Annotated in this window: 20 protein-coding genes; 8 read left to right on the forward strand and 12 right to left on the reverse strand. The window is 54.7% G+C overall.

Features of this window, described 5'->3' with window-relative positions; all coding sequences use genetic code 11:
- Positions 1-107 precede the first annotated feature (107 nt).
- The 4 genes from JT718_RS14770 to JT718_RS14785 all read right to left on the reverse strand — a co-directional run bounded on the left by JT718_RS14770 (position 108) and on the right by JT718_RS14785 (position 5,699).
- Positions 108-404, reverse strand: coding sequence for a GIY-YIG nuclease family protein (locus tag JT718_RS14770; RefSeq protein WP_205503481.1), 297 nt, complete (start codon positions 402-404; stop codon positions 108-110).
- Positions 405-629: 225 nt separating this feature from the next.
- Positions 630-3,032 carry a 3-hydroxyacyl-CoA dehydrogenase/enoyl-CoA hydratase family protein gene (locus JT718_RS14775; protein ID WP_205503482.1) on the reverse strand — a complete coding sequence of 801 codons (2,403 nt, stop codon included), beginning with the start codon at positions 3,030-3,032 and terminating at the stop codon, positions 630-632.
- Between the two features lie 153 nt (positions 3,033-3,185).
- The gene (locus JT718_RS14780; protein ID WP_205503483.1) at positions 3,186-3,644 is read right to left on the reverse strand and encodes a MarR family winged helix-turn-helix transcriptional regulator; all 459 of its coding nucleotides are present in this window, start codon (positions 3,642-3,644) and stop codon (positions 3,186-3,188) included.
- 288 nt (positions 3,645-3,932) lie between these two features.
- Complete coding sequence (locus JT718_RS14785) at positions 3,933-5,699, reverse strand: AMP-dependent synthetase/ligase (protein WP_205503484.1); 1,767 nt, start codon at positions 5,697-5,699, stop codon at positions 3,933-3,935.
- A 154-nt stretch (positions 5,700-5,853) separates the two neighbouring features.
- Between JT718_RS14785 and JT718_RS14790 the strand changes: the two genes are divergently transcribed.
- The 5 genes from JT718_RS14790 (at position 5,854) to JT718_RS14810 (ending at position 10,066) form a co-directional block, all read left to right on the forward strand.
- Entirely contained in the window at positions 5,854-7,002 is a 1,149-nt protein-coding gene (locus JT718_RS14790) for a formimidoylglutamase (RefSeq protein ID WP_205503485.1), read from the forward strand.
- Positions 7,003-7,417: 415 nt separating this feature from the next.
- Positions 7,418-7,648, forward strand: a complete 231-nt coding sequence (locus tag JT718_RS14795; protein WP_205503486.1) for a cytochrome b5 domain-containing protein — start codon at positions 7,418-7,420, stop codon at positions 7,646-7,648.
- Between the two features lie 53 nt (positions 7,649-7,701).
- Positions 7,702-8,553 carry a BadF/BadG/BcrA/BcrD ATPase family protein gene (locus JT718_RS14800; RefSeq protein WP_205503487.1) on the forward strand — a complete coding sequence of 284 codons (852 nt, stop codon included), beginning with the start codon at positions 7,702-7,704 and terminating at the stop codon, positions 8,551-8,553.
- A complete protein-coding gene (murQ, locus tag JT718_RS14805) occupies positions 8,550-9,356 on the forward strand; it encodes an N-acetylmuramic acid 6-phosphate etherase (RefSeq protein WP_205503488.1) in 807 nt (268 codons plus the stop codon). Before JT718_RS14800 ends, murQ begins: the two co-directional genes overlap by 4 nt.
- A 140-nt stretch (positions 9,357-9,496) precedes the next feature.
- Entirely contained in the window at positions 9,497-10,066 is a 570-nt protein-coding gene (locus tag JT718_RS14810; RefSeq protein WP_205503489.1) for a hypothetical protein, read from the forward strand.
- A 78-nt stretch (positions 10,067-10,144) separates the two neighbouring features.
- Here the strand turns inward: JT718_RS14810 and JT718_RS14815 are convergent, their stop codons facing one another.
- The 6 genes from JT718_RS14815 to JT718_RS14840 all read right to left on the reverse strand — a co-directional run bounded on the left by JT718_RS14815 (position 10,145) and on the right by JT718_RS14840 (position 16,123).
- Positions 10,145-10,345 (reverse strand): hypothetical protein, encoded by a 201-nt coding sequence (locus tag JT718_RS14815; protein WP_205503490.1) that lies wholly within the window; start codon positions 10,343-10,345, stop codon positions 10,145-10,147.
- A gap of 55 nt (positions 10,346-10,400) precedes the next feature.
- Complete coding sequence (locus tag JT718_RS14820; protein WP_205503491.1) at positions 10,401-10,625, reverse strand: hypothetical protein; 225 nt, start codon at positions 10,623-10,625, stop codon at positions 10,401-10,403.
- 250 nt (positions 10,626-10,875) lie between these two features.
- A complete protein-coding gene (locus JT718_RS14825) occupies positions 10,876-11,067 on the reverse strand; it encodes a hypothetical protein (protein ID WP_205503492.1) in 192 nt (63 codons plus the stop codon).
- Between the two features lie 65 nt (positions 11,068-11,132).
- Entirely contained in the window at positions 11,133-12,446 is a 1,314-nt protein-coding gene (gene der, locus JT718_RS14830; protein ID WP_205503493.1) for a ribosome biogenesis GTPase Der, read from the reverse strand.
- Positions 12,447-12,619: 173 nt separating this feature from the next.
- Positions 12,620-13,510: a GTPase Era gene (era, locus tag JT718_RS14835; RefSeq protein ID WP_205503494.1), complete on the reverse strand. Its 891-nt coding sequence runs from the start codon at positions 13,508-13,510 to the stop codon at positions 12,620-12,622.
- A gap of 273 nt (positions 13,511-13,783) precedes the next feature.
- Positions 13,784-16,123, reverse strand: coding sequence for an SMP-30/gluconolactonase/LRE family protein (locus JT718_RS14840; RefSeq protein ID WP_205503495.1), 2,340 nt, complete (start codon positions 16,121-16,123; stop codon positions 13,784-13,786).
- A gap of 314 nt (positions 16,124-16,437) precedes the next feature.
- Between JT718_RS14840 and hemH the strand changes: the two genes are divergently transcribed.
- On the forward strand, positions 16,438-17,466 hold the full coding sequence (gene hemH, locus JT718_RS14845) for a ferrochelatase (protein WP_205503496.1): 1,029 nt from the start codon (positions 16,438-16,440) through the stop codon (positions 17,464-17,466).
- Positions 17,467-17,809: 343 nt separating this feature from the next.
- Here the strand turns inward: hemH and JT718_RS14850 are convergent, their stop codons facing one another.
- The gene (locus JT718_RS14850) at positions 17,810-18,391 is read right to left on the reverse strand and encodes an LOG family protein (protein ID WP_205503497.1); all 582 of its coding nucleotides are present in this window, start codon (positions 18,389-18,391) and stop codon (positions 17,810-17,812) included.
- Positions 18,392-18,784: 393 nt separating this feature from the next.
- On the reverse strand, positions 18,785-20,263 hold the full coding sequence (proS, locus tag JT718_RS14855) for a proline--tRNA ligase (RefSeq protein WP_205503498.1): 1,479 nt from the start codon (positions 20,261-20,263) through the stop codon (positions 18,785-18,787).
- Positions 20,264-20,486: 223 nt separating this feature from the next.
- Here proS and JT718_RS14860 point away from each other — a divergent pair, with 223 nt between their 5' ends.
- Together JT718_RS14860 and JT718_RS14865 are read left to right on the forward strand one after the other, a co-directional pair.
- On the forward strand, positions 20,487-21,560 hold the full coding sequence (locus JT718_RS14860) for a hypothetical protein (RefSeq protein WP_205503499.1): 1,074 nt from the start codon (positions 20,487-20,489) through the stop codon (positions 21,558-21,560).
- Between the two features lie 21 nt (positions 21,561-21,581).
- Entirely contained in the window at positions 21,582-23,060 is a 1,479-nt protein-coding gene (locus tag JT718_RS14865) for an OmpP1/FadL family transporter (protein WP_205503500.1), read from the forward strand.
- Positions 23,061-23,072 lie beyond the last annotated feature (12 nt).

Consider the following 23,072-nt stretch of genomic DNA (forward strand, 5'->3'; position numbering starts at 1 on the left):
CGCTTCCCCTTTTATCATCCTGAAAGGACCTTATGGACGCAGGGCAATTGATTCTAACTCACCACCCTTTTTGTCATTCTGAAAGAATCTCGGTGGCGAACGGTAGTTCAGTCAGCTATCTTCAGAAAAAGCATCTTCGGGTTGATACTCTTAATCAAAGCTACTTTCTCTTCCCTGCTCATCAGCTTCAGTTCTGTCTCCCGGTCAATGGCATGCTGCACATAGGTGTGCCGCTCATAGTACAGCAACTTGTAGCAGTAATACTTGCCAGCGAATGTCTCTGGCTTCCCTCTGTTCTCCCGGTGTTCAAACAGTCTTCTAGACAAATCATTGGTCATTCCCACGTAGAGCACGGCCTTGGTTGGGTTTGATGTGATGTAGACAAAGTAGTTATGCTGTTTCATGGCCGCTGCTTGTCTAGTTTGTTACCGAGATTCTTCCAGAATGACAGTGAGGAGAGACGTTACTTGCGTGAACTAAAACTTCCTTAGAATGACAAAGTGGAGAGTGAGCCGTTACAAATCAAAAGTCAAGTAAAGGGAGCGGCCGGTTGCCAAAGCTCCTGAGAACAAATTCCCCGTTTTTGGCTTACTTTCTGAAAACGAAGCCCAAAACGGGAGATTCAGCCTCTAATTCCTGAGCGGTTTACCCGTAGTCAAAATGCTCTTGATGCGCTCTAGGGTTTTGCGCTCACCGCAGAGGCTCAGGAAGGCTTCGCGCTCCAGGTCCAGCAGGTATTGCTCAGAGACTTCAGACGGCATGGAAAGGTCACCGCCGCACATCACGTAGGCCAGCTTCTCAGAGATTTTGCGGTCATGGTCTGAGATGTAGCCGCCGGCCTGCATGGCGTGGGCACCGGTAATGAACATCCCCAGCCCGGCGCGGCCCTGTACCTTGATGTTGGTCTTAGGCGTGGGCTTGGTGTACCCGGCTTCGGCCAGGAGAATGGCTTCGGCTTTGGCTTCGGCAATAAGGCGGTTGTTGTTGAGCGTGATACCGTCGCCGCGTCGCATAAAGCCCAGGTCAAACGCCTCGTGGGCCGAGGTAGAGACTTTGGCCATGCCGATGGTCATGAACACGTTGCGCAGGGCGTTGAACTCGGTATCGCCTTCCTCGTAAGCGGCCGAGGTCCGCAGGGTCATTTCCTTGGTTCCGCCCCCGCCCGGAATCAAGCCCACGCCAAACTCCACCAGCCCGATGTACGATTCGGCGGCGGCCTGTACTCTATCGGCGTGGAGGCAGAGCTCGCAGCCCCCGCCCAGCGTTAAGCCGTGCGGCGCGGCCACCACCGGAATAGCCGAGTAGCGCATGCGCATCATGGTGTTCTGGAACTGCCTGATCATGAGGTTGAGTTCATCGTACTCCTGGTCCAAAGCGTACATGAACACCAGGGCCAGGTTAGCGCCGGCCGAGAAATTGGTGGCCTCGTTGCCTACCACCACACCCCGGAAACTCTGCTCGGCCAGGTCAATGCCTTTGTTCAGCCCTTGGATGATCTCGCTGCCAATGGAGTTCATCTTGGTGTGGAACTCTACGTTCAGGATGCCGTCGCCTAAGTCAAGGATAGAGCAACCGGCGTTTTTCCAGACCACGTTGGTGCCGCGCAGCACGTCCAGCAGCACAAATTTCTCGGTGCCCGGAATCTGCTTGTATTCTTTGCTTTCTAGGTCATAGTACTGGCGCTGGCCGTTGTGGCTGCGGTAGAAGCTCTCATGCCCGGCCTCCAGCATCTGGTACACCCACTGGGCAGGCTTGTAACCGGCGGCTTCCATGGCGCTCACGGTCTCGCGCACGCCCACGGCGTCCCAGGTCTCAAACGGACCCAGCTCCCAACCGAAGCCGGCGCGCATGGCATCATCAATGCGGTAGAGCTCGTCTGAAATTTCAGGGATGCGGTTGGTCACGTACTGGAACAGGCCGTAAGACGTTTCCCGGAAAAAATCGCCGGCTTTGTCCTGGGCCTGGCTGAAGGCTTTGAGGCGCTTGCGCAGGTCTTCAATGGGCTTGAGCATTTCCATGCTCTGGAACCTGACCTTCTGCTTGGGCCCGTATTCCATGGTTTTCAGGTCCAGTGTGAGAATCTCGGTGGAACCTTCGGGGGTTTTGGTTTTCTTGTAGAAGCCTTGTCTGGTTTTATCGCCCAGCCAGCCTTTCTCCAGCATCTGCTGAATGTAGCCCGGCAGCTGAAACAGGTCACGGGCTTCGTCTTGCTCGCCAGACTGGTACAGGCCTTGCGCTACTTTGGCCAGCGTGTCAAGGCCTACCACGTCTGAAGTTCTAAACGTAGCTGATTTTGGTCTGCCCACCACGGGGCCGGTCAGCCGGTCTACTTCGTCCACGTTCAGGCCTAGTTTGCCCATGACGTGCAGCACCTGCATGATGCCGTAAATGCCCACCCGGTTGGCGATGAACGCCGGGGTGTCTTTGGCCAGCACGGTGGTTTTGCCCAGGTACAGGTCACCGTAGCGCAGCAGGAACTGCGTGACTTCGGGGTCTGTGTGCGGGGTGGGTATGATCTCCAGCAACTTGAGGTAGCGCGGCGGGTTGAAGAAGTGGGTGCCGCAGAAGTGCTTCTGGAAATCCGCGGAGCGGCCCTCGGCCATCAAGTGAATGGGAATCCCCGAGGTGTTAGACGTAATCAAGGTGCCCGGCTTGCGGAACTGCTCTACCCGCTCAAAGATGGACTGCTTGATCTTGAGGTTCTCCACCACCACCTCAATGGTCCAATCGCAGGAGGCAATCTCCGGGAGGTCATCGTCAAAGTTACCGGTCTTGATGAGGCTGGCTTTGGTTTTCTCATACAGTGGCGCCGGGTTAGAGGTAATGGCCGTCTGGAGGGCCAGGTTCACAATGCGGTTGCGCACGGGCTTGTGCTCCAGCGTGAGGCCTTTGGCTTCTTCCTCGGGCAGGAGCTCGCGCGGCACCATGTCCAGCAGGAGCACCTGTACGCCGATGTTGGCAAAGTGGCAGGCAATGCGCGAGCCCATCACGCCCGAGCCTAGCACCGCCACCTTCTTGATGATTCTCTTCATAGTTACTGTATTAATGTGCTAATTTTTCAATTTGCTCATGTGCTAATTGTAGCACGAATATTCTCTAAACTTGGCACTCCTTTGTCCCTTAAAGGGCGACGAAAAGTTTCTGTTTCCGGGCCGCTTCTAGAAAAACACACTGGAAACAGCAGGCTACTTGGCCGACCTTCCTTCGTCTGCAAACACTTCTTTTGACTCAATGAGGCTGTTGATCTGCCCGATGACCTGAAAGAACACCTGCAGCTGGCCCTCGGGGATTACTTCCCGCACCTTTTTGTTGAACTGCTTCACGGTAACGCGGCTTACCTCGCGCTTCTCCAGCCCCAACTCTGTGAGCAGGATGCGCACGCTGCGCTTGTCCTGGGCGTCGGCGGCCTTGTAGATGAGGCCTTTCTCTTCCATGCTCTTGAGAATGCGGGTAAGGCTGCGGGCCTCCAGGCCCAGCAGGGGCGCAATCTTGGTGGCGGGGGTGCCCTTCTCGGGGTCAATGTTGAGCAGCACAAACCCAATGGAGGTGGTGATATCATTCTTCACCGCCTGCGTATTATACATACGGGCAATGGCGTGCCAGCACACCTTAATGTTATAGTCAACCGTCTCGTCTGCTTTCATGGGGTTCGTTTGTCTCTTACCAAATTTAGAAAATAATTGTTATGCTTGCATACCAATTAAACGTAAATTTTTCTGGTCTGTTAAAAGAATCCTACTCCAGATCAAATTCCCTTAACCCGCCGGCCTTTCTGCAGCCCCAGATTAGCAGTTTCAAAAAGCTTGTAGGACTGCGTTAGTAACCGGACTATAGTTTTGGGCCTGTTTTCCTTAAAAAGGACTGAAAACCAGCAAGTGTATAAAGCAAGAGAGGAGACACATTGCTGCGTCTCCTCTCTTGTCTGGGGTGCCTTAAGCGGTGCGGTACAGGCTCTCAATCAAGGCGCGGTTGTTAGTGGTGATCACCTTGCGCTTGATGCTGAGCTTGGGGGTCATCTCGCCGGTTTCTACGCTCCAGGCTTTGGGCAGCAGCACAAACTTCTTGATCTTCTCGTACTGGGCCAGGTGTTCGTTGGCTTTGTCAATCTCCTTTTGGAACTTGTCCAGCACCTCGGGCTTTTTAATCATCTCCTCATTGGAAGTATAAGGAATGCTGTGGATGCGGCACCACTCCTGCAGGCCCTCAAATGCGGGCACAATCAGGGCAGCGGGGAATTTCTCGCCTTCGCCCACCACCATCACCTGCTCAATAACCAGTGATTCCTTGAGTTTGTTCTCAATGAGCTGCGGCGCAATGTACTTGCCGCCCGAGGTCTTGAACATCTCTTTCTTGCGGTCTGTGATCTTGAGGTATTTGCCTTCCACCAGCTCGCCAATGTCGCCGGTGTGGAACCAGCCGTCAGGGTCAATTACCTCGGCGGTAAGGTCGGGGCGTTTGTAGTAGCCCACCATCACGCTCTTGCTGCGGGTCAGGATCTCGCCGTCCTCGGCAATCCTGATTTCCACGTTGTCAATGGCGGGGCCCACGGTGCCAATCACGTTGTTCTCGGGTTCGTAGCGGTTCACGGCAATGACCGGCGAGGTCTCGGTGAGGCCGTAGCCTTCCATCACCCTGATGTCGGCGGCCCAGAACACGCGGGCCAGGCGCGGCTGCAAGGCGGCCCCACCTGACACGATCACTTTCACGTTGCCGCCCAGGGCCTCTTTCCATTTTGAGAAGATGAGCTTGCGCGCCAGTTTGAGTTGCAGGTCATAGAACGCGCCCGGCGAGGTGCGGGTGTCGTATTTCTGCCCCAGGCCCAGGGCCCAGAAGAACAGGCCTTTCTTGACGCCGGTAAGCTCGCCGCCTTTGGCCACAATCTTGTCGTAGACTTTCTCCAGCAGGCGCGGCACCGTCACAAAAATGTGCGGGGCTACCTCTTTGAGATTATCGCCTACTTTGTCAATACTTTCGGCAAAGTAGATAGACACGCCCACGCTCAGGTAGATGCAGGACACCATGCGCTCATAGATGTGGCACAGCGGCAAAAAGCTCAACGCGCGGTGCGTCTGGTTCACGGGCACGTACGGCATGGCCGAGGTGAAATTGCTCACCAGGTTGTTGTGCGAAAGCATCACGCCTTTGGGCGCGCCGGTGGTACCCGAGGTGTAGATGATAGACAGCAGGTCTGAGGGCTGCACGGCGGTCTTGTACGGCTCCAGCGTGGCGGGGTCTTCGCCCTCTCCCATCTTCAGGAGCTCGGTCCAGTGCTTGGCCCCGGGCACGCGGTCAAAGGTGTAAATTTCCTGCACGCCCGGCACCTCGCGGGCCGCTTCCTTCACCTTGTTGTACAAGTCCTCGGTAGACACCAAAATCAGCTTGGTCTCCGAGTCTTTAAGGATGTACCGGTAATCTTCCACCGTAATGGTAGGGTACATGGGCACGCTCACGGCACCGGTTTGCTGAATGCCGTAGTCAGCGAACACCCACTCCGGACGGTTCATGGAGATCAAAGCGACTTTATCGTCTTTCCTGATCCCCGATTTCAGTAACGCAAGGCTCAACGTGTTTACCGTTTCTATCACTTGCTGTGTACTGTATTTCACCCATTCTCCATTGATTTTAGCCGCCAGACAGTCTGGTTGCGGAAACTGCTCTAACTGGTTGGCTAGCAGATCAAAAACCCGGGTTACTTTCATAGTGCTGTGGTTGCTTAGTCGTTTGTTGGGTTAATATAAGCAAATAAGGTTTAAAAAAACCAAAACCGGCTGGTGCCTCCTGCGGCAATTTGTTAAAAATGCTGCGGCCCCATGACCGATAATTACCTAAATTTGATTTTTGCCCACGCGTTCCATGAACCTTTCCATCTTTTTTGAACCGCTTCCTGAAGATCCGTTCGGCTACCCCGAGCACCCCAAATCTGTAGGCAGCTACATTGCCCCTTTCGTGCATTCCTTCCCAGACTGGCGGTCGGCGGAGATTGTGCTCATTGGCTTGCCAGAGTACCGGGGTGCCGCCCACCCCACCGAACTTACTTACCAGGGTCCCAACAAAATACGGGAACAGCTTTACCGCCTGATGAAGGGAACCGGCACCTGGCTAGTCATGGACCTGGGCAACCTGCTGCCGGGCATTCACCTGGAAGACACCTACCTGCGGCTCAAGGAGGTAATAGAAATATTAGTGGACGCAGGCAAGTTTCCTATTTTGCTGGGCGGCTCCCATGACCTTACCTACGGGCAATTCTTAGGGTACGAGCACTTGTCCAAGACAGTTAACCTGGTGGTGGTAGACAGCCAGCTGGACATGGCCACCGAGGAGCGCGCCACCCCCGAGCTAAGCCACCTGCACCGCATCTTGCTGCATGAGCCCACCTACCTGTTTGGGTTCAGCCACGTGGGGCACCAGGCCTACCTCACCGAGGCCTCTACGCTGGCGGCCCTGGAAAAACTTCATTTTGAGCTGTTCAGGGTAGGACAAGTGCACCAGCAGATCAAGGAACTGGAGCCGGTCATGCGGCAGGCCGACCTGGTGAGCTTTGACGTGGCAGCCATCCGGCACCAGGATGCGCCCGGCCAGCAGCACGCCAACCCGTTCGGGCTTACCGGCGAGGAAGCCTGCCAGCTCTGCTGGTACGCCGGCCAGAACAACCAGCTCAGTTCGTTGGGCTTCTACGGCTACCGCCCCGAGTTGGACTACCGCCATCTCACCGCCACCACCCTGGCCACCATGGTGTGGTACAGCATAGAGGGCTACCACCAGCGGCTGCCCACCATGGACTTCCAGAGCAATCAGTTCCTCCGCTTTTCGGTGGGCTTCCACGACAACCCCAACAAGATGCTCTTCTACAAAAGCCGCCACGCCGAAAAATGGTGGATGCAAGTGGAAGACCTCTCGGGCCAGCGCCCGCCCATGGTGGTCCCCTGCAGCTATCAGGACTACCTCACCGCCGCCGACGGCGAAGTACCCAACCGCTGGATCCTGATGCAGGCGAGGTTGTAACGGGTTAATTTTTACAATGTGCTAATGAGTTAATGTGCTGATGTGCTAATTATTGACACCAGTAGCGTATAGACCCAAGTAGCAAAACAAAGACACAAGGCTTCTCTTCGTGTTGTCATCCTGAAAGGATCTTGTGGGCAAACTGCAACTGGCTGGCTAAAAGCTTTAATCAATCTACCTTAAGAGACGGGGAGCCCTCGTTTCATAGCTTTTGTATTTCTAGCTTGCCCACAAGATCCTTTCAGGATGACAAAAGGGTGTTGCGGAGCGAGAAAAGACGTTTCATGCCTAATTTTCAGAAAACAGCCCGAAATCAGAAAACCGCCCGAAAAAGACAACTATTAGCACATTGAAAACAATTAGCACATCAGCACATTAACTAAATAGCACATTAACTAAATAGCACATTACCCCCATGCAACAATACACCCGCGCCCAGTTGGCCCTCAGGAACGGACAGGACAGAGACGAGATTTGGGTGGCCTACAAGGGCGAGATCTATGACGTGACCAAGTCCCGGCTGTGGCGCAAGGGACAGCACTATGAGCACTGGGCTGGGCAGGACTTAACCGAGGAACTGCAGGACGCGCCCCACACCGAGTTTGTGTTTGATAAGTTTTCTGTGGTAGGAATCTTAAAAAAATAGTTCTGGTTTGGGCAGTTTTTCAGAGATTTGGCCCAGATTCTCTAAGCACGTGTATGATTCTGATTGCTGACAGCGGCTCCACCAAAACAGCCTGGCGGTTAATAGACACCGAAGGCGAAGTGGGCCAGGCCCATACGGTAGGCATTAACCCCTACTACCAAGACACCCCTGAAATAGCCTCCATGCTGCAGGAAAGTCTTCTTCCCCAACTTTTAGGCGAGGCCCCCCAGGAAGTTCACTTCTACGGGGCGGGCTGTAGTGCCAAAGACAAACAAGCCATAGTGGCCTCCGCCCTTGCCGAGCTGTTCCCGCTGGCAGACATCAGCGTGCACCACGACCTGGAGGCCGCCGCCCGCGCCCTGTGCGGCCAGGAAGAAGGCATTGCCTGCATCCTGGGCACCGGCTCCAACTCCTGCCTGTATGATGGCGAGAAGATCATCCAGAACGTGCCCAACCTGGGCTTCATCCTGGGCGACGAGGGCAGCGGTGGCTACATGGGCAAGCGCATTGTGCAGGCCTTCCTCAACCAGGAGCTGCCCCAGGACATCCACCAGGCGTTCATGGACCGCTACCACACCAACCGCGACGAGATTGTGGACCACGTGTACCGCAAGCCCTACCCCAACCGGTACATGGCGGGCTTCGCCAAGTTTCTCTTTGACCACCGCCAGCACCCGTTCATCTACCAGATGATTTCGCAGTGTTTTGCTGATTTCTTTGAGAAAACGGTGGTCAAGTACCCCAATTACCAGAAGCTGAAAACCCACTTTGTGGGCTCCATCGCGTTTTATTTTGGAGACATCCTGCGTACGGTAGCCCAGCAGTACGGCCTTACCGTAGGCAACATTCTAGAAAGTCCTATTGCAGGCCTGAGCCTGTACCACCAACAGAAAATAACCCTATGAGCACCACTGAAACCGCGTCGTACTACGACCACTTGGAGCAGATGAGCGTGCATGAGCTCCTCACTAACATCAACAAAGAAGACAAGACCGTGCCGTTGGCCGTGGAGAAAGCCATTCCGCAGTTGGAGAAATTAGTGGAAGCCACCGTTGCCAAGATGAAGGAAGGCGGCCGCTTGTTCTACATTGGCGCCGGTACCAGTGGCCGCCTGGGCGTGGTAGACGCCTCTGAGTGCCCGCCCACCTACGGCGTACCCTTTGACATGGTCATCGGGATCATGGCCGGCGGAGATACCGCCATCAGGAAAGCCGTGGAGTTTGCCGAGGACGATGACCAGCAGGCCATCAAAGACCTGGATGCCTACGGCGTGAACGAGAAAGACGTGGTGGTGGGCATCGCGGCCTCGGGCCGTACGCCGTACGTGATTGGCGGCCTGCAGGCCTGCAATGAGCGGGGCATTACCACCGGCTGCATTGTCTGCAACGCCAACAGCAAAGTGGCGGCCGTGGCCAAGTTTCCGGTAGAGGTAGTCACCGGCCCCGAGTTTGTGACCGGCAGCACCCGCATGAAAGCCGGCACCGGCCAGAAACTGGCCCTCAACATGCTCACCACCTCCACCATGATCCGGCTGGGCCGCGTGAAGGGCAACAAAATGGTAGACATGCAATTGACCAATCACAAGCTGGTAGACCGGGGCACCCGCATGATCATGGAAGAACTGAACATCTCTGAGGCCAAGGCCAAGGAGTTGCTGGAGCTGCACGGCAGCGTGCGCGCCGCCATCTCGGCCCAGGGCCAGCACTAATACTGCTTTTGGCCTGTTTCCTGAAAAAAGCCCCTGAAACAGAAAGATTCGCCCCACCCGGCGAATCTTTTTTTATGCCCACGGGCCATCCTAAAGCCTTGTTTCTCCGTTATGGATTTCTGCAGTAAGTTTATACAACCATGCACACCATTGAACCCTTTTACAACTGGATAGAAGCCTACTCGGCCTCAGAAGACGAGCGCTCGCCGCTGTACGGCGCCGAGAACAGCGAGTCTGAATATACCCACACCATCTACGGCTACTACATTCACCCGCAGTGGGACGACATTGACTCTGAGACGCTTTTCCTCAAGATCCTCTACGCCGACTACAACGAGGGCTACGCCGTGATTGAGCTCATTGGCGAGTGGAACGACACGCTCAACAATGACATCATGACCCTGAAGCGCAACATCCTGGACCTGATGATGGGCGAGGGCATCAACCATTTTATCCTGATTGGCGAAAACGTGTTCAACTTTCACGGCTCAGATGACGCCTACTATGAGGAGTGGTTTGAGGAAGTGGAAGACGGCTGGATCGCCGCCATCGGATTTCAGGAGTTTGTGGTGCGCGAGATGCAGCAGTTTCACCTAGACTATTACATCAACTTCGGGGGCGACCTGGACAAGATTCCGTGGCGCACGCTTACGCCGCCCCGGCTCTACCATCTGGTAGACAGCCTTATTCAGCGCAGGTTGGGACCGTAGCCCGCTTTCAACCCCGTTAAAACAAGAGAGGGTGCCCCTGCGGGCACCCTCTCTTGTTTTTCTCAAAGAGCCAGACTGCTAGTCTTTCACGTCCTCGGCGGTGTTTTCAGCGGCATCGCCCGCCCGTTCGGCGCCATCTTCTACTTCATCACCGGCCTCTTCGGCAGCGTCTTCCACTTCTTCGGTACGGTCCTCGGCACGCTCTTCAGTGGTGTTATTGCAGGAAGCGAAGGTCATCATGCCTGTGGCCAGGGCCAGCATCAACAAGTTCTTTTTCATAGTTTTATTTTGTACGGGTCTAACAAATTACGCGTAGGTGCAGAGTAAAGGCTTCTTACTGAGCATCCTGGGTAGTGTCCTCGTTGTCCTTTGGATCTGCCTTGTCCACGCTGTCTCTTACTTCTCTGGCCTGCCGGGCCAGCACTGAGTCACCGGCCATTTCGGCGTGCAGTTCTACTTTCTCGGCCTGGTCCTCCATGCGGTTCTCTGTTTTGGAGTCACAGGCAGTAAGGCTTGCAAAGCCCGCCAGTGACGCCAACAGAAAGAATGTCTTTTTCATAGTTTTATTTTGTCTGATCAGGAAATCCTTTGGTCAACTATTCTCTGGTAAGCCCTTAAAATTGAACTACAAAGAATAGGGTGGCACTTCTTGGCATATGTACGAGTGTATGGGAGAATGGATATATTACACGGCCTAGATATAAGAACAATGCAACTACATTCTTTTCAACGCACAAGGCGCGGGCCATTCTTGAAATATCTCAAGAATAACCCGCGCCTGAAAAAATGGTGCCGTATCTGCCTGGAGCTTACCTGACAGAGTCTGCCGCAACCGTATCCTGCAAAACCCCGGCCGTGTCCAGCGGCGAGGCAGTGGTCTCGGCTATGTCTGTGGCGGTGGTGGCATCTTCTACAGAAATGGCCTCTTGGGTGGGCCTGGTGTCACACGCAGAAAGAGCCAGTATGCCTGCTACTGCAACTAAAGAAAAGAAACTTCTCATAAATGGTAATAAAGGGGGTTGTAGGGTAAAAGGTCGCGGAAAAAAGAAGGGAGCGGCAGAACCGTTTACTTCTTCCTGAATACTAAATTAACGGGTACACCCTCAAATCCAAAGTTCTCCCGCAGGCGGTTCTCCAGGTAGCGGGTGTACGATTCTTTGATGTATTGCGGCAAGTTGCAGAAAAACGCAAACGTAGGCGTGTGCGTGGGCAACTGGGTCACGTATTTGATTTTTACAAATTTGCCCTTGATAGACGGCGGCGGATACCGCTCAATCTCCTTCAGCATGGCATCATTCAGCTTGGAGGTAGGAATCTTCATGCTCCGGTTCTCATACACGTCAATGGCGGTCTCAATGGCCTTGTGCACGCGCTGCTTGTTCAGCACCGAGATGAAGATGATGGGCGGATACGAGATGGGGGCAATGCGCTCCCTGATCTGGTTTTCCATGTCGCGCATGGTGTTGGTTTCCTTCTCTACCAAATCCCACTTGTTCACCAGGATCACCAGGCCTTTGCGGTTCTTATCTGCTAAGCCAATGATGTTCATGTCCTGGGCCTCCAGGCCGCGGGTGGCATCCAGCATCACAATCACCACGTCACTTTCTTCCAGTGCTCTGATGGAACGCAGCACCGAGTAGAACTCAATGTCTTCGTGCACCTTGCTTTTCTTCCGGAGCCCGGCGGTGTCTACAATGATGAACTCCTTGCCGTACGCGTTGTAGTGCGAGTGGATAGAGTCACGGGTAGTTCCGGCAATATCAGTCACAATGTTGCGGTCTTCGCCCAGCAGCAGGTTCACAAACGAGGACTTGCCTACGTTGGGCCTGCCCACCACGGCAATTCTAGGAATGCCAGCCTCGGGGTTCTCAATGCCTTCCTCGGGGAAGTGCGCCACCACGGCATCCAAAAGTTCACCGGTGCCCGAGCCGTTCTGGCTGGAAACCGGAAAAATCTCGTTCTCAAAGCCCAGGGCATAGAATTCACCCGACAAGTGCCCGCGGGCGTGCGTATCGGCTTTGTTGGCTACAATGTACACGGGCTTATCGGTGCGGCGCAGCACGTTGGCGAACTCCTCGTCCAGACCGGTGAGGCCCGCCTCCACGTCTACCATGAACAGGATTACATCGGCCTCTTTGATGGCCAGTTCCACCTGTTTTCTGATTTCTTCTTCAAAAATGTCGTCTGACCCGTGCACGTAGCCGCCGGTGTCAATGACAGTAAAATATTTGCCTGTCCACTCGCCGTGGCCATAGTGCCGGTCGCGGGTCACGCCGCTCACGTTGTCCATGATGGCTTTGCGCTCGCCTACTAAACGGTTGAACAGGGTTGATTTGCCCACGTTGGGGCGTCCTACAATGGCGATGGTATTTTGTGCCATATCTACTTGAATGTGCGTTTTGAGGCTCCTTTGAGGGAATCGCTCCCAAAACGCGGGTTAAACCTGCGGTATCGCCTCCTTGGCGCCGCGTAGGGTACTGTTGGTATCACGTATCTAGTAGCAAGTATCAAGACTTAATTTTTGTCGTGCTACTTGATACGTGTATCTTGATACTAAATGCTGTTATAGCCGAAGCGGTCTAGCAGGCGTTTGTCGGCGCGCCAGTTTTCATTCACGCGCACGTACAAGTCCAGGAACACTTTCTTCTGGAAGAACTCTTCCATGTCTACGCGGGCCTGGGTGCCTACTTTCTTCAGGGCTTCGCCTTTGTTGCCAATCACAATGCCCTTCTGGCTTTTGCGCTCCACAGAGATCTCGGCGCGCATCCTGATGATCTGGTCGTCTTCCTTAAATTCCTCAATCACTACCTCGCAGCTGTAAGGAATCTCTTTTTTGTAGTTGAGGAAGATTTTCTCCCGGATCATCTCGGCCGCAAAGAAACGCTCGGGCTTATCGGTTAGTTCATCTTTGGGGTAATATGCCGGGTGCTCGGGCAGCAAGTCCAGGATTTTCTGGAACACGCCGGGGATGCCCTGGTTGTGCAGCGCCGAGATGGGTAGGTATTCCTGCGCGGGCAGCTGCTCCCGCCAGTAAGCGACTTTGGCTTCCACGTCTTCCTGGGTGGCCTGGTCAATCTTGTTGATGAGCAGCAGAATGGGCGCCTTGGCTTTGCGCAGGCGCTCCACCACCTCGCTCTCGTCGTGCTTCTCGTAGATATCGGTCACGAACAGGATCACGTCAGCGTCTTCCAGCGAGGCGTGCACAAAGCGCATCATGGACTCATGCAGCTCGTACTGGGGCTGAATGATGCCGGGCGTGTCTGAGTAGACAATCTGGAAATCGTCGCCGTTCAGGATGCCCATGATGCGGTGACGGGTGGTCTGCGCCTTGGAGGTGATAATGGAGAGTTTCTCGCCCACCATCACGTTCATCAACGTGGACTTGCCTACGTTAGGCTTCCCGATGATGCTGACAAACCCTGCTTTGTGCGGCTGCTCTGCCATTTTTCTTCCTGTTTTTTGAAATAGTTTGCAAAGGTACGGCTTTTTAATGAGTTCTGCGTCAGGAGTTCAATTTCAGGTAATTACCTGTACGCGCCAGAGCCTTTGCTGTTTTAGGCCCCTTTTTGTTAAAACCGAATGAAAACAGAAATCTTCCCACCAAAAAAGGGAAGCCGACGCAGTGTCAGCTTCCCCCTTTCCATGGCAGTGGTGGATGGTTCGACATCCGTTCCGGTTTCGGGCCCTGTTTCTGAAAATGAGCCCCAAACGGAAAACTTATCTTTTCACCATTCTCTTCACCACAAACTGCCGGTCTGTTTGCACCCGCACCAGGTACATGCCGGCGGGTAAATGCTGCAGGTTAAGCGAGAGTTTTTGGGCGGAAGGCTTCGCTTCTTTCTCCAGCACCGGTTGCCCCTGGGCACCCAGTACCTGCACCTGGCACGTCTGCGCCTCCAGTTTTCCCAGGTCCAGTGTTACTTGCCCGGTGGTGGGGTTGGGGTGAAGGGCAATGGTTTCTGGCGCTAACTCTTCCCGCGTTGAAAGGACGGTGTTGGTACCGGTCACGTGGATGATGTATGGGTTCTTGGCCGGGTCATTGGTCTTGATCACCAGTTGCGCCTGCTGCGGCCCTACCGCGGTGGGCTGGAAATTTACGGTGAGGCTTGTGTTGTCATTAGGGTCAATGGACGCCGGCAGGAACATGGTCTGGGGCGAGAAAGCACTTGCCTGCGGGCCGGTAACCTCTACCTTGGGCGAGCCAGTAAACTCCAATAAGCTTGACGCAGAAAGGTTGCCTATCCGGAAGGTGAAGGAAATGGGCGAGCCCGAGTAGCCCCCAAAGTCAAAGGTGCCGTTGTGCGGAATCACCGTGCCGCCCCACTTCACCTGCATGTCGCCGCCGGCCACACCTTCACTGAACCTCGTAATCTGGTGGGTACCTATGTCAGACACATAAAGGCTGCCGTTTTTATCAAGCGCTACGCCAAAGGCATCTTTAAGCCCATTTCCGGCCAGGTTCAAAGCAGTCTGAAAGAGATAGCTGCCATCATCCTGCAACTGAAAACGTTGCATTGTGTTATTACCATCATCCACTACATACACATTTCCAGTGACCCCCAAGGCAATAGCGCTGGGCTCAAGCATGGATCCGGCATAAAACCCAAAACCTCCAAACTGGGTTACATAGGTGTAGGTTCCGTCTACGCTGGGGCTGAATTTCTGTACCCGGCTATTGCGCCAGTCTGCCACAAACAAATGACCGGTGGCATCTATGGCAATACTCCGGGGCGAGTTAAATAAGCCGTTGGTGCTGCCCCAACCGCCAATCACGTGCATAAAGATGCCGGTGGGGCTAAACTTCTGCAAACGGTTATTCGTAGCGTCGGCCACCACCACATTGCCTACATGGTCTAAGGCCAGCCCCGCCGGTTGGTTCAACTGCCCGTTGCCAGAGCCTCTCGTGCCAAACTTCAGGGCAAACGAGTAAGTGCCATCTGGGTGTAGGCTGAACCTCTGGATGCGGTCATTTCCTTCATCCGCCACATACACGTCGCCGCTGCCATCTACCACAATGCCCGCTGGCCCTTTAAATTGCCCATCTGCAGACCCCAAGCTCCCAAACTGAGCAAGGAATGCCCCGGCAGGGCTAAACTTCTGCACGCGGTGGTTTTCACGGTCCGACACATACAGGTTCCCGTCTTTATCAGTGGCCATGTAGCTGGGTCCATTGAAGTCCCCGGCACTTGCGCCGTTCTCGCCCAGGTTAGCCAGATAACCACCTGCGGCGGTAAATTTCTGGATTCTGGTCTCACTTAGGATGACGACGTTTCCCGTTGGGTCAATCGCTATGTCGGTAGGCCGGTCAAAGGTGCCCTCCGTAGAGCCATAAACCCCAAACTTACCCAGGTAAGCGCCCGCGGAATTGAATTTATGCACCCGGTGGTTACCACGCTCCGTGACGTAGACGTTGCCCGCCTCATCAACGGCCAAACTCGCGGGCTCTACCAGCACTCCGTCTTCGGTGCCGCTAAATCTGGGAATCGGGTTCCCGAACGCGCCCAAGAAAGCATAAGCGCCGTCTGCCCCCAGTTTAAATTTGTTGATCTTCTGCCGGTCTTGGTCCAGCACGTACACAATGCCCTCCTGGTCTACCGTAATGCCGTAAGGAGACCAGAATTCACCCTCACCGTTGCCGTACTTGCCAAACTTATTCAGCAATACGCCCGTGGGGCTGAATTTCTGCACGCGCTTCATGCCGTTGTCTACGACAAACACGTTACCGGCGGCATCCACGGCAATGTCCCGTATCTCGCCGTCAAATTGGCCATCATTGCGCCCTGAAGACCCAAATTGTAAGTCATAGGCATACGTGCCGTCTGGATTAGGGCTGAACTTCTGCACCCGGTTGTTCACCTGGTCCCCCACGTAGACATTGCCAGCGGCATCAACGGCAACCCCCACGGGGTGTTTGAACTGCCCGTTGCCAGAGCCAAACGAACCAAAGCGCGCGAGCGCCTGACCCGCAGGGTTGAATTTGATGACCTGGTGCTGGTATCGGTCGGTAACGAAAGTATTACCAGCGCCGTCAATAGCCACGCTGTAAGGCTTCTGCAAATTTCCGGAGCCAATCTTTTTGAGGGCAGTGAAAGAAAATTGCTGCGCCCGCCCAGAAAGGCAGAGCAGGCAGAGGACACAAAACAAGAATACTTTTTGCGTAAAGGTTGAAATCATAGAAAACTTTTAAGCGAATAAAGGGTTATGTAGAACAGTGCTATAAATATAAGTATTTCTACATATATACTTAGTTTAGAACAATAGAGTAGTACTTACAGATGACTGCGGGAAACTTACAAGATGACGCATATCATCTGTGCAAGAGGTGACTTGTGCCCTGCAAATCCGTACCTTTGTACTTCAATGATATGCTTATGAAAAGTGGACTTCCTGGCAAGACAGGAGTATTATTGGTAAATCTCGGCACGCCGGACTCTCCCAGCGTACCGCACGTGCGGAAATACCTGCGCGAATTTTTATTAGATAAACGGGTGCTGGACATTGCGGCACCTTCCAGATATATGTTGGTGAACGGGGTCATTGCTCCCTTCAGAGCGCCCAAGTCGGCGAAAGTATACGCCCAGCTCTGGACCGAGCGCGGTTCGCCCCTGCTCTTTCACGGCTTGGATCTACAGCGGCTGGTGCAGGAGAAACTGGGCAAAGACTACCACGTGGCGTTTGGGATGCGGTACCAGAGCCCCAGCATTGAGAATGCCCTGAGAGAGCTGCAGGAAAAAGTAGTGGACCGCATTGTGGTGCTGCCGCTGTTTCCGCAGTATGCCTCGGCCAGTACCGGCTCTGTACAGGAGAAGGTGATGGAGATTGTCAGCAAGTGGGAAGTGATTCCAGACATTAAGTTCATCAGCACGTTCTGCAACCACCCCGGCTTTATAGGTACTTTTGCCGAGATTGCCCGCGCCCACATGGCCAAGCGCGACTATGACCATTTCGTGTTCAGCTACCATGGTTTGCCGGAGCGCCAGATCTTGAAAGCCAGCACCAAAGGCTACTGCCAACTGGGCGTTTGCTGCAACACGTACCACAGCCGTAACCGCTACTGCTACCGGGCCCAGTGTTTTGAGACCTCGCGCCAATTGGCCAAAGTCCTGAACATCCCCGAGGACAAGTACACGGTTTCTTTCCAGTCCCGCTTAGGAAAAGATCCTTGGCTGCAACCTTACACCGATTTTATCCTGAAAGACCTGGCAGCCGCCGGCGTGAAAAGCGTACTGGCCTTCAGCCCCGCCTTCGTGGCCGACTGTCTGGAAACCACCATTGAGGTTGGCAAAGAATTCAAGGAAGAGTTTGAGGCCGCCGGTGGCGAGCACTGGCAACTGGTAGAAAGCCTGAACACCCATCCTATGTGGGTGCAGGCGGTGGTAGACATGATTCAGGAAGCGTGAGTTGAGTAGTAGGTAGCCTTTTATTACAGGAGAAGCCACGGTGTTGCCGTGGCTTCTCCTGTTTTCGGGCTGTTTTCCAGAAAACAGCCTAAAAACAGAAAAATGCAGCACCGTGGTATTAACACGACGGGCTATACGCAGCAAATACCGTTTCCATCTCATTAAAACCGTTTTTTGCCACAAACACTTGGAAGCATTTTTTAGCCAGAGGCTTTTTGCTGCATAGCACTGCGTCGTTCTGCGGAACGATGCTACGTTTTCTGTATTAAAAAAACAGCCCGGAAACGGAAATCAAAAAACTACCCCAATCCTGAAAATTCTACAAATCCTGTAAATCCTGCTCCTAGATGCGCTTGAAGTCCACCCAGTCTTCTGCGGTAGCTTCGGCGCTTTTCAGCAACTGGTGCAGCAGTGCTTCGCCCTGGTCAGACACCAGAACCTTGTTGCGCTGTTCGGGTTTCAGGAAGCCTTCGGCCACGCTGTGGTCCAGCATCTGCAGGAAGGGATTGAAATAGCCGTTCACGTTGTACAGCGCGTAAGGCTTTTTGATGATCTTAATCTGGTTCCAGGTGACAATCTCGCAGAACTCGTCAAAGGTCCCGAAGCCGCCGGGCAGGGCCATGAACGCATCTGACTCGGCAGCCATGAGGGCTTTGCGCTCGTGCATGGTTTGCACCACGTGCAGCTTGGTCAGGCCTTCATGCGCCACCTCCATGTCTACCAGGCTCTGTGGGATCACGCCCACCACTTCGCCACCACCGGCCAGCACCGCATCGGCAATCACGCCCATCAGGCCCACTTTTCCACCGCCGTACACCAGCCTAATCTCCTTCTGGGCGAACAGGGTGCCCAGCGCGTGGGCGGCTTCACGGTAAACAGGATTATGGCCGCTCTGGGCGCCGCAGAAAATGGCAATGCTTTTCATGTGCACTTGGTTAAAGTGAAAAGCGAAGGTACAAAAACCGCGAAGGTTACGTCCTGCCTCAACGGTCTGTTTTTACCCTATTTTGCCCAAAACCCACCAAAAACGTAGCTTCGTTCCCCTGTAACGACGGGTTTCTACGAAGCGAACCAGTCTCTAAATTGTCAAACCTATCTCTTTGCAACGAGAACTTCTGCTATGAAGGAAGGTTCTCTCTGGGGAGCCATTTTTGTTTCAGGAAGACACGTCGTTACAGGGTAACGACGCTACGTTTTGGGTCTAATTTCCAGAAAACTGGCCCAAAACGAAACGGGAGCCACTTGCGCGGCTCCCGTTTCTTATCTTCAGAAAAATGAGAGACATCTGCACATCTCCCCATTTTCAAATCTCCAAATATTAGTAGGCTCTGGCGAAGTACACGCGGCGCTTGGACGGCTGACCGGTCACCATGTCCACGCCGTCTTCCTCCGGAGAATCCAGGGCGATGCAGCGGATGGTGGCTTTGGTTTCTTCTTTGATGCGCTCCTCGGTCTCTGGCGTACCGTCCCAGTGGGCCAGCACGAAGCCTGGTTTCTCGTCCAGCACGCGCTTGAACTCCTCGTAAGAATCCACTCTGGTGGTGTTCGCTTCGCGGAAGGTGAGGGCTTTCTGGAAGATGTTGGCCTGAATCTCGTCCAGCAAGGCAGGCACCAGGTTCACCAGGTCATCAAACTGCTGCGAAGATTTCTCTTTGGTGTCGCGGCGGGCTACTTCAGCGGTACCGTTCTCCAGGTCCCGACCGCCAATGGCGATGCGCACGGGCACGCCTTTCAGCTCCCACTCGGCAAATTTGAAGCCAGGGCGTTCAGTGTCGCGGTCGTCGTACTTCACGGAGATGCCTTTGGCCTCCAGTTGTTTTTTCAGGCCCAGCACCTTCTCAGAGATCTGCGCCAGTTGCTCCTCGCCTTTGTAGATAGGCACAATCACTACCTGGATTGGGGCCAGTTTTGGCGGTAGCACCAGGCCTTCATCGTCTGAGTGCGCCATGACCAGGGCCCCCATTAAACGGGTACTCACGCCCCATGACGTTCCCCATACGTGCTCCAGGCCGCCTTCTTTGGTAGCGAATTTCACGTCAAAGGCCTGCGCGAAGTTCTGGCCCAGGAAGTGCGAGGTACCGGCCTGCAGGGCTTTGCCGTCTTGCATGAGTCCCTCAATGCAGTAGGTGTCAATGGCTCCGGCAAAGCGCTCGTTGGGGGTTTTCCTGCCTCTAATCACCGGCAGGGCCAGGAAGTTCTCGGCAAAGTCGGCGTAGACGTGCAGCATTTGCTCGGTCTCGGCAATGGCCTCTTTCTCGGTGGCGTGGGCGGTGTGGCCTTCCTGCCACAGGAACTCGGCGGTACGCAGGAACAGGCGGGTCCGCATTTCCCAGCGCACTACGTTGGCCCACTGGTTAATGAGCAGGGGCAGGTCGCGGTAGCTCTGGATCCAGCCTTTGTAGGTGTTCCAGATGATGGCCTCTGAGGTAGGGCGCACAATGAGCTCTTCTTCCAGGCGGGCGTTGGGGTCTACGCGCAGTTTGCCGGGCTTGTCGGGGTCGGTTTGCAGGCGGTAGTGGGTGACCACGGCGCATTCCTTGGCGAAGCCCTCGGCGTTCTGCTCCTCGGCCTCAAACAAACTTTTGGGCACAAATAGGGGGAAATAGGCGTTGGTGTGTCCTGTTGCTTTGAACATGTCATCCAGCACGCGCTGCATCTTTTCCCAGATGGCGTACCCGTAGGGTTTGATGACCATACAGCCGCGCACGGCCGAGTTTTCGGCCAGGCCGGCCCGCTTTACTAACTCATTATACCAGAGAGAATAATCCTCACTGCGTTTAGGCAACCCTTTACTCATTTTTCGTATCTTTGATAGAGAAGAAATATATAGCGAAATCTCAATAGCCCGGCATAGAATTTGCTTGTTTTCTAGCCAGCCCTATACCTTTTCGGCTCAAAAATACGTTAATATATCTGAATAGAAACGTTGGCGAACCGGATACTCGTGTGACTGGCTTTCGTGAATTGATCTAGCATCCAAAACCAACTACTATACTCCCATGAAATATACCTTCAATAGATTGCTTATACTCCCCCTGGCGGGCTTTCTGGCGGCTGGGTGTAGCACTTCATCTAACTTGCAGACCAGCGAGGCCGATGACGTGTACTTCTCCTCGGCCGACAAAGTCACCTACGTGGAGCCGGCCCAGGACCTGACGGTGGAAGAAACCCTGGCCGCCGGAACGGAAGACGATGCCTCCCGGGACATCTCGGAGCGGGTGAGCGACCCGCAGACCTACAGCAGCCGCAGAAGCAGCAGCACGCCTTACCAGTACTCGTACTATGACGCGCCGTTCGGTAACCCGTTCTACGCCTACCATACGCCGTTCTACTCACCGGGCCGCTACTACTCCAGAGCCATGATGTACGACCCGTGGCTGGACCCGTGGTATGATCCCTTCTACGGCCCCAGCATGTCCAGCTTAGCGCTTTATGATCCTTTCTGGCCCCGCACCGGTTTGTCTATTGGCATTGGGCTTGGCTTTGGCCGCTACTACAACCCATGGGGCTATGGGTACGGCTACGGCTACGGTTATAACCCATTCCGCTACGGGTACTATGATAACTATTATGGCGGAGGCCGTGTTGTTGCCAACCGCGTAGCCTACGGCCGCAGAGATGACCGCAGCTCCAATGCGGGCAGCCGCAACCCCAATATCTCGCGTGACCCACGTGGCAGCATTGCCGCTCCGGCCACCAACAGATCGGCCAACGCGGTGGTAGACGCAGAGGACAGAACCCGCTCCGGCAGGGTTGCCAGCCAGCCAGGGACCACCTCCGGCGATACCGGTCAGCGCCGCCGCAGACCAGTTGCCACCCCTCAACCCGGTGGGCAGTCTCAGCAGGGCATCATCATCCAGGACCAAAGCCGTAATTCACGCACCAGCCGGTCAGAGGGCGCGCAGCCTACCAGACGGCAACGCATAGAGTACACCCCTGCCCCAAGCAGATCTTCTGAGATGCGCAGCCGCTCCTATGAACCAAGCCGGTCTTCATATGAGCCAAGCCGCTCCTCGTATGAGCCTTCCCGTTCTTCGGGCGGTAGCTCAGGAGGTGGCAGCAGTTCCGGAGGAAGCCGCCGAGGCAGAAATTAACCCCCATCTTTTTAAACTTACATGAAACGATATAGCTTTCTTTTGGCCTGCCTGGCGCTGCTAGGCAGTGCCGGGAAGGGCTTTGCCCAGACAGAGGTAGACGCTCTTCGTTATTCCCGTACTGATTTTGGCGGAACTGCCCGCACCATGGGTATTGGTGGCGCCAACGTGGCGTTGGGCGCAGACGCCGGAAATCTTTCCAGCAACCCTGCCGGCCTGGGGCTTTTCAGACGCTCTGAGATTACCGTATCGGCGGGCATCGTGGGCAATGAGGTGAACAGCCGCGTGTATGGCTCTGAAACCACCGAAAGCCGCAACAACCTCAACATCCCCGGCCTTTCGGCGGTGTTTACCACCCGCAAAGCCGATGACGAGGAGGGCGACTGGCGCTCCAGCTCTTTCGGGGTGGGCTTTACCCGCCTCAACAACTTTAACCAGCGTTCTTTCTACCGGGCTACCGGCCCAGAAAGCAACATGAAGTTTGGCGAGTATGCCGCCCAGCGGGCCGATCTGTATGGCCTGAGCCCTAATTCGCTCCAGGAGCTGGCCTATGAGACCTACCTGATTGAGGAGGATGACCTGGGCTTCTACAACCCCAACTGGGAAGGCACCAACGTGTTCCAGGAGAACATTCAGTCTAGCGGGGCCCAGAACCAGTGGGACTTTGCCTACGGCGCCAGCTTCCGGGATAAGTTGTTCCTGGGGGCTTCCCTGGGCGTGTCTACCATCAGGTTCAAACAAACCCGGACGTATGCGGAGGAAGGCCCGCAGAACATCAGAGACTTGCAGCTGCGCGATGACCTGACCACCGAAGGAACTGGTATCAGCCTGCGCGTGGGTGCCATCTACCGCCCCAGCGATGCGCTGCGGTTAGGTTTCTCTGTGCAAACGCCTACCTGGTACACCCTAACCGACCAGTTCAACACCACCTTGGCCGTGAACTACAACGAGGCTCCGGAGGAAGGCGCTTCCCTGAACCAGTACTTTGCCGCCGATCCCGGCGAGTATGAGTACAACATCACCACGCCGTTCAGGGCCACCGGGGGCGCGGCCTTCTTCCTGGGCAAAAACGGGTTCATCACCGCCGATGTGGAGTACGTAGATTACAGTAGCGCCCGCATTAACGCCGATGATTCTTTCCAGGCCGAGAACCAGAACATCAAGACGCTCTATGACAAAGCCCTGAACTACCGCATTGGGGCCGAGGCCCGCTTTGACATCTTCCGGGTGAGAGCCGGTTATGCCCTGTACGGTGATCCGTTCAAGAACAGTGATGCGAACCAGGCCAAGACGTTCCTGACCGGTGGTTTCGGGATCAGGCAGGAGAACTTCTTCATTGACGGAGCTCTGGTGTATGGTAAATACAACAGCGTTTACTCGCCTTACACTAACGCCGAAATCAACGACCAGAACTCTCCGTTCTACAACGTGACTACCCCTAGTGTGGTGAACAAACACAAGAACACCAACTTTGTGGCCACCGTGGGTTGGAATTTCTGATACCCGTTTTAG

The sequence above is a fragment of the Rufibacter psychrotolerans genome, from assembly GCF_016924645.1.
GTDB classification, from domain to species: Bacteria; Bacteroidota; Bacteroidia; order Cytophagales; family Hymenobacteraceae; genus Nibribacter; species Nibribacter psychrotolerans.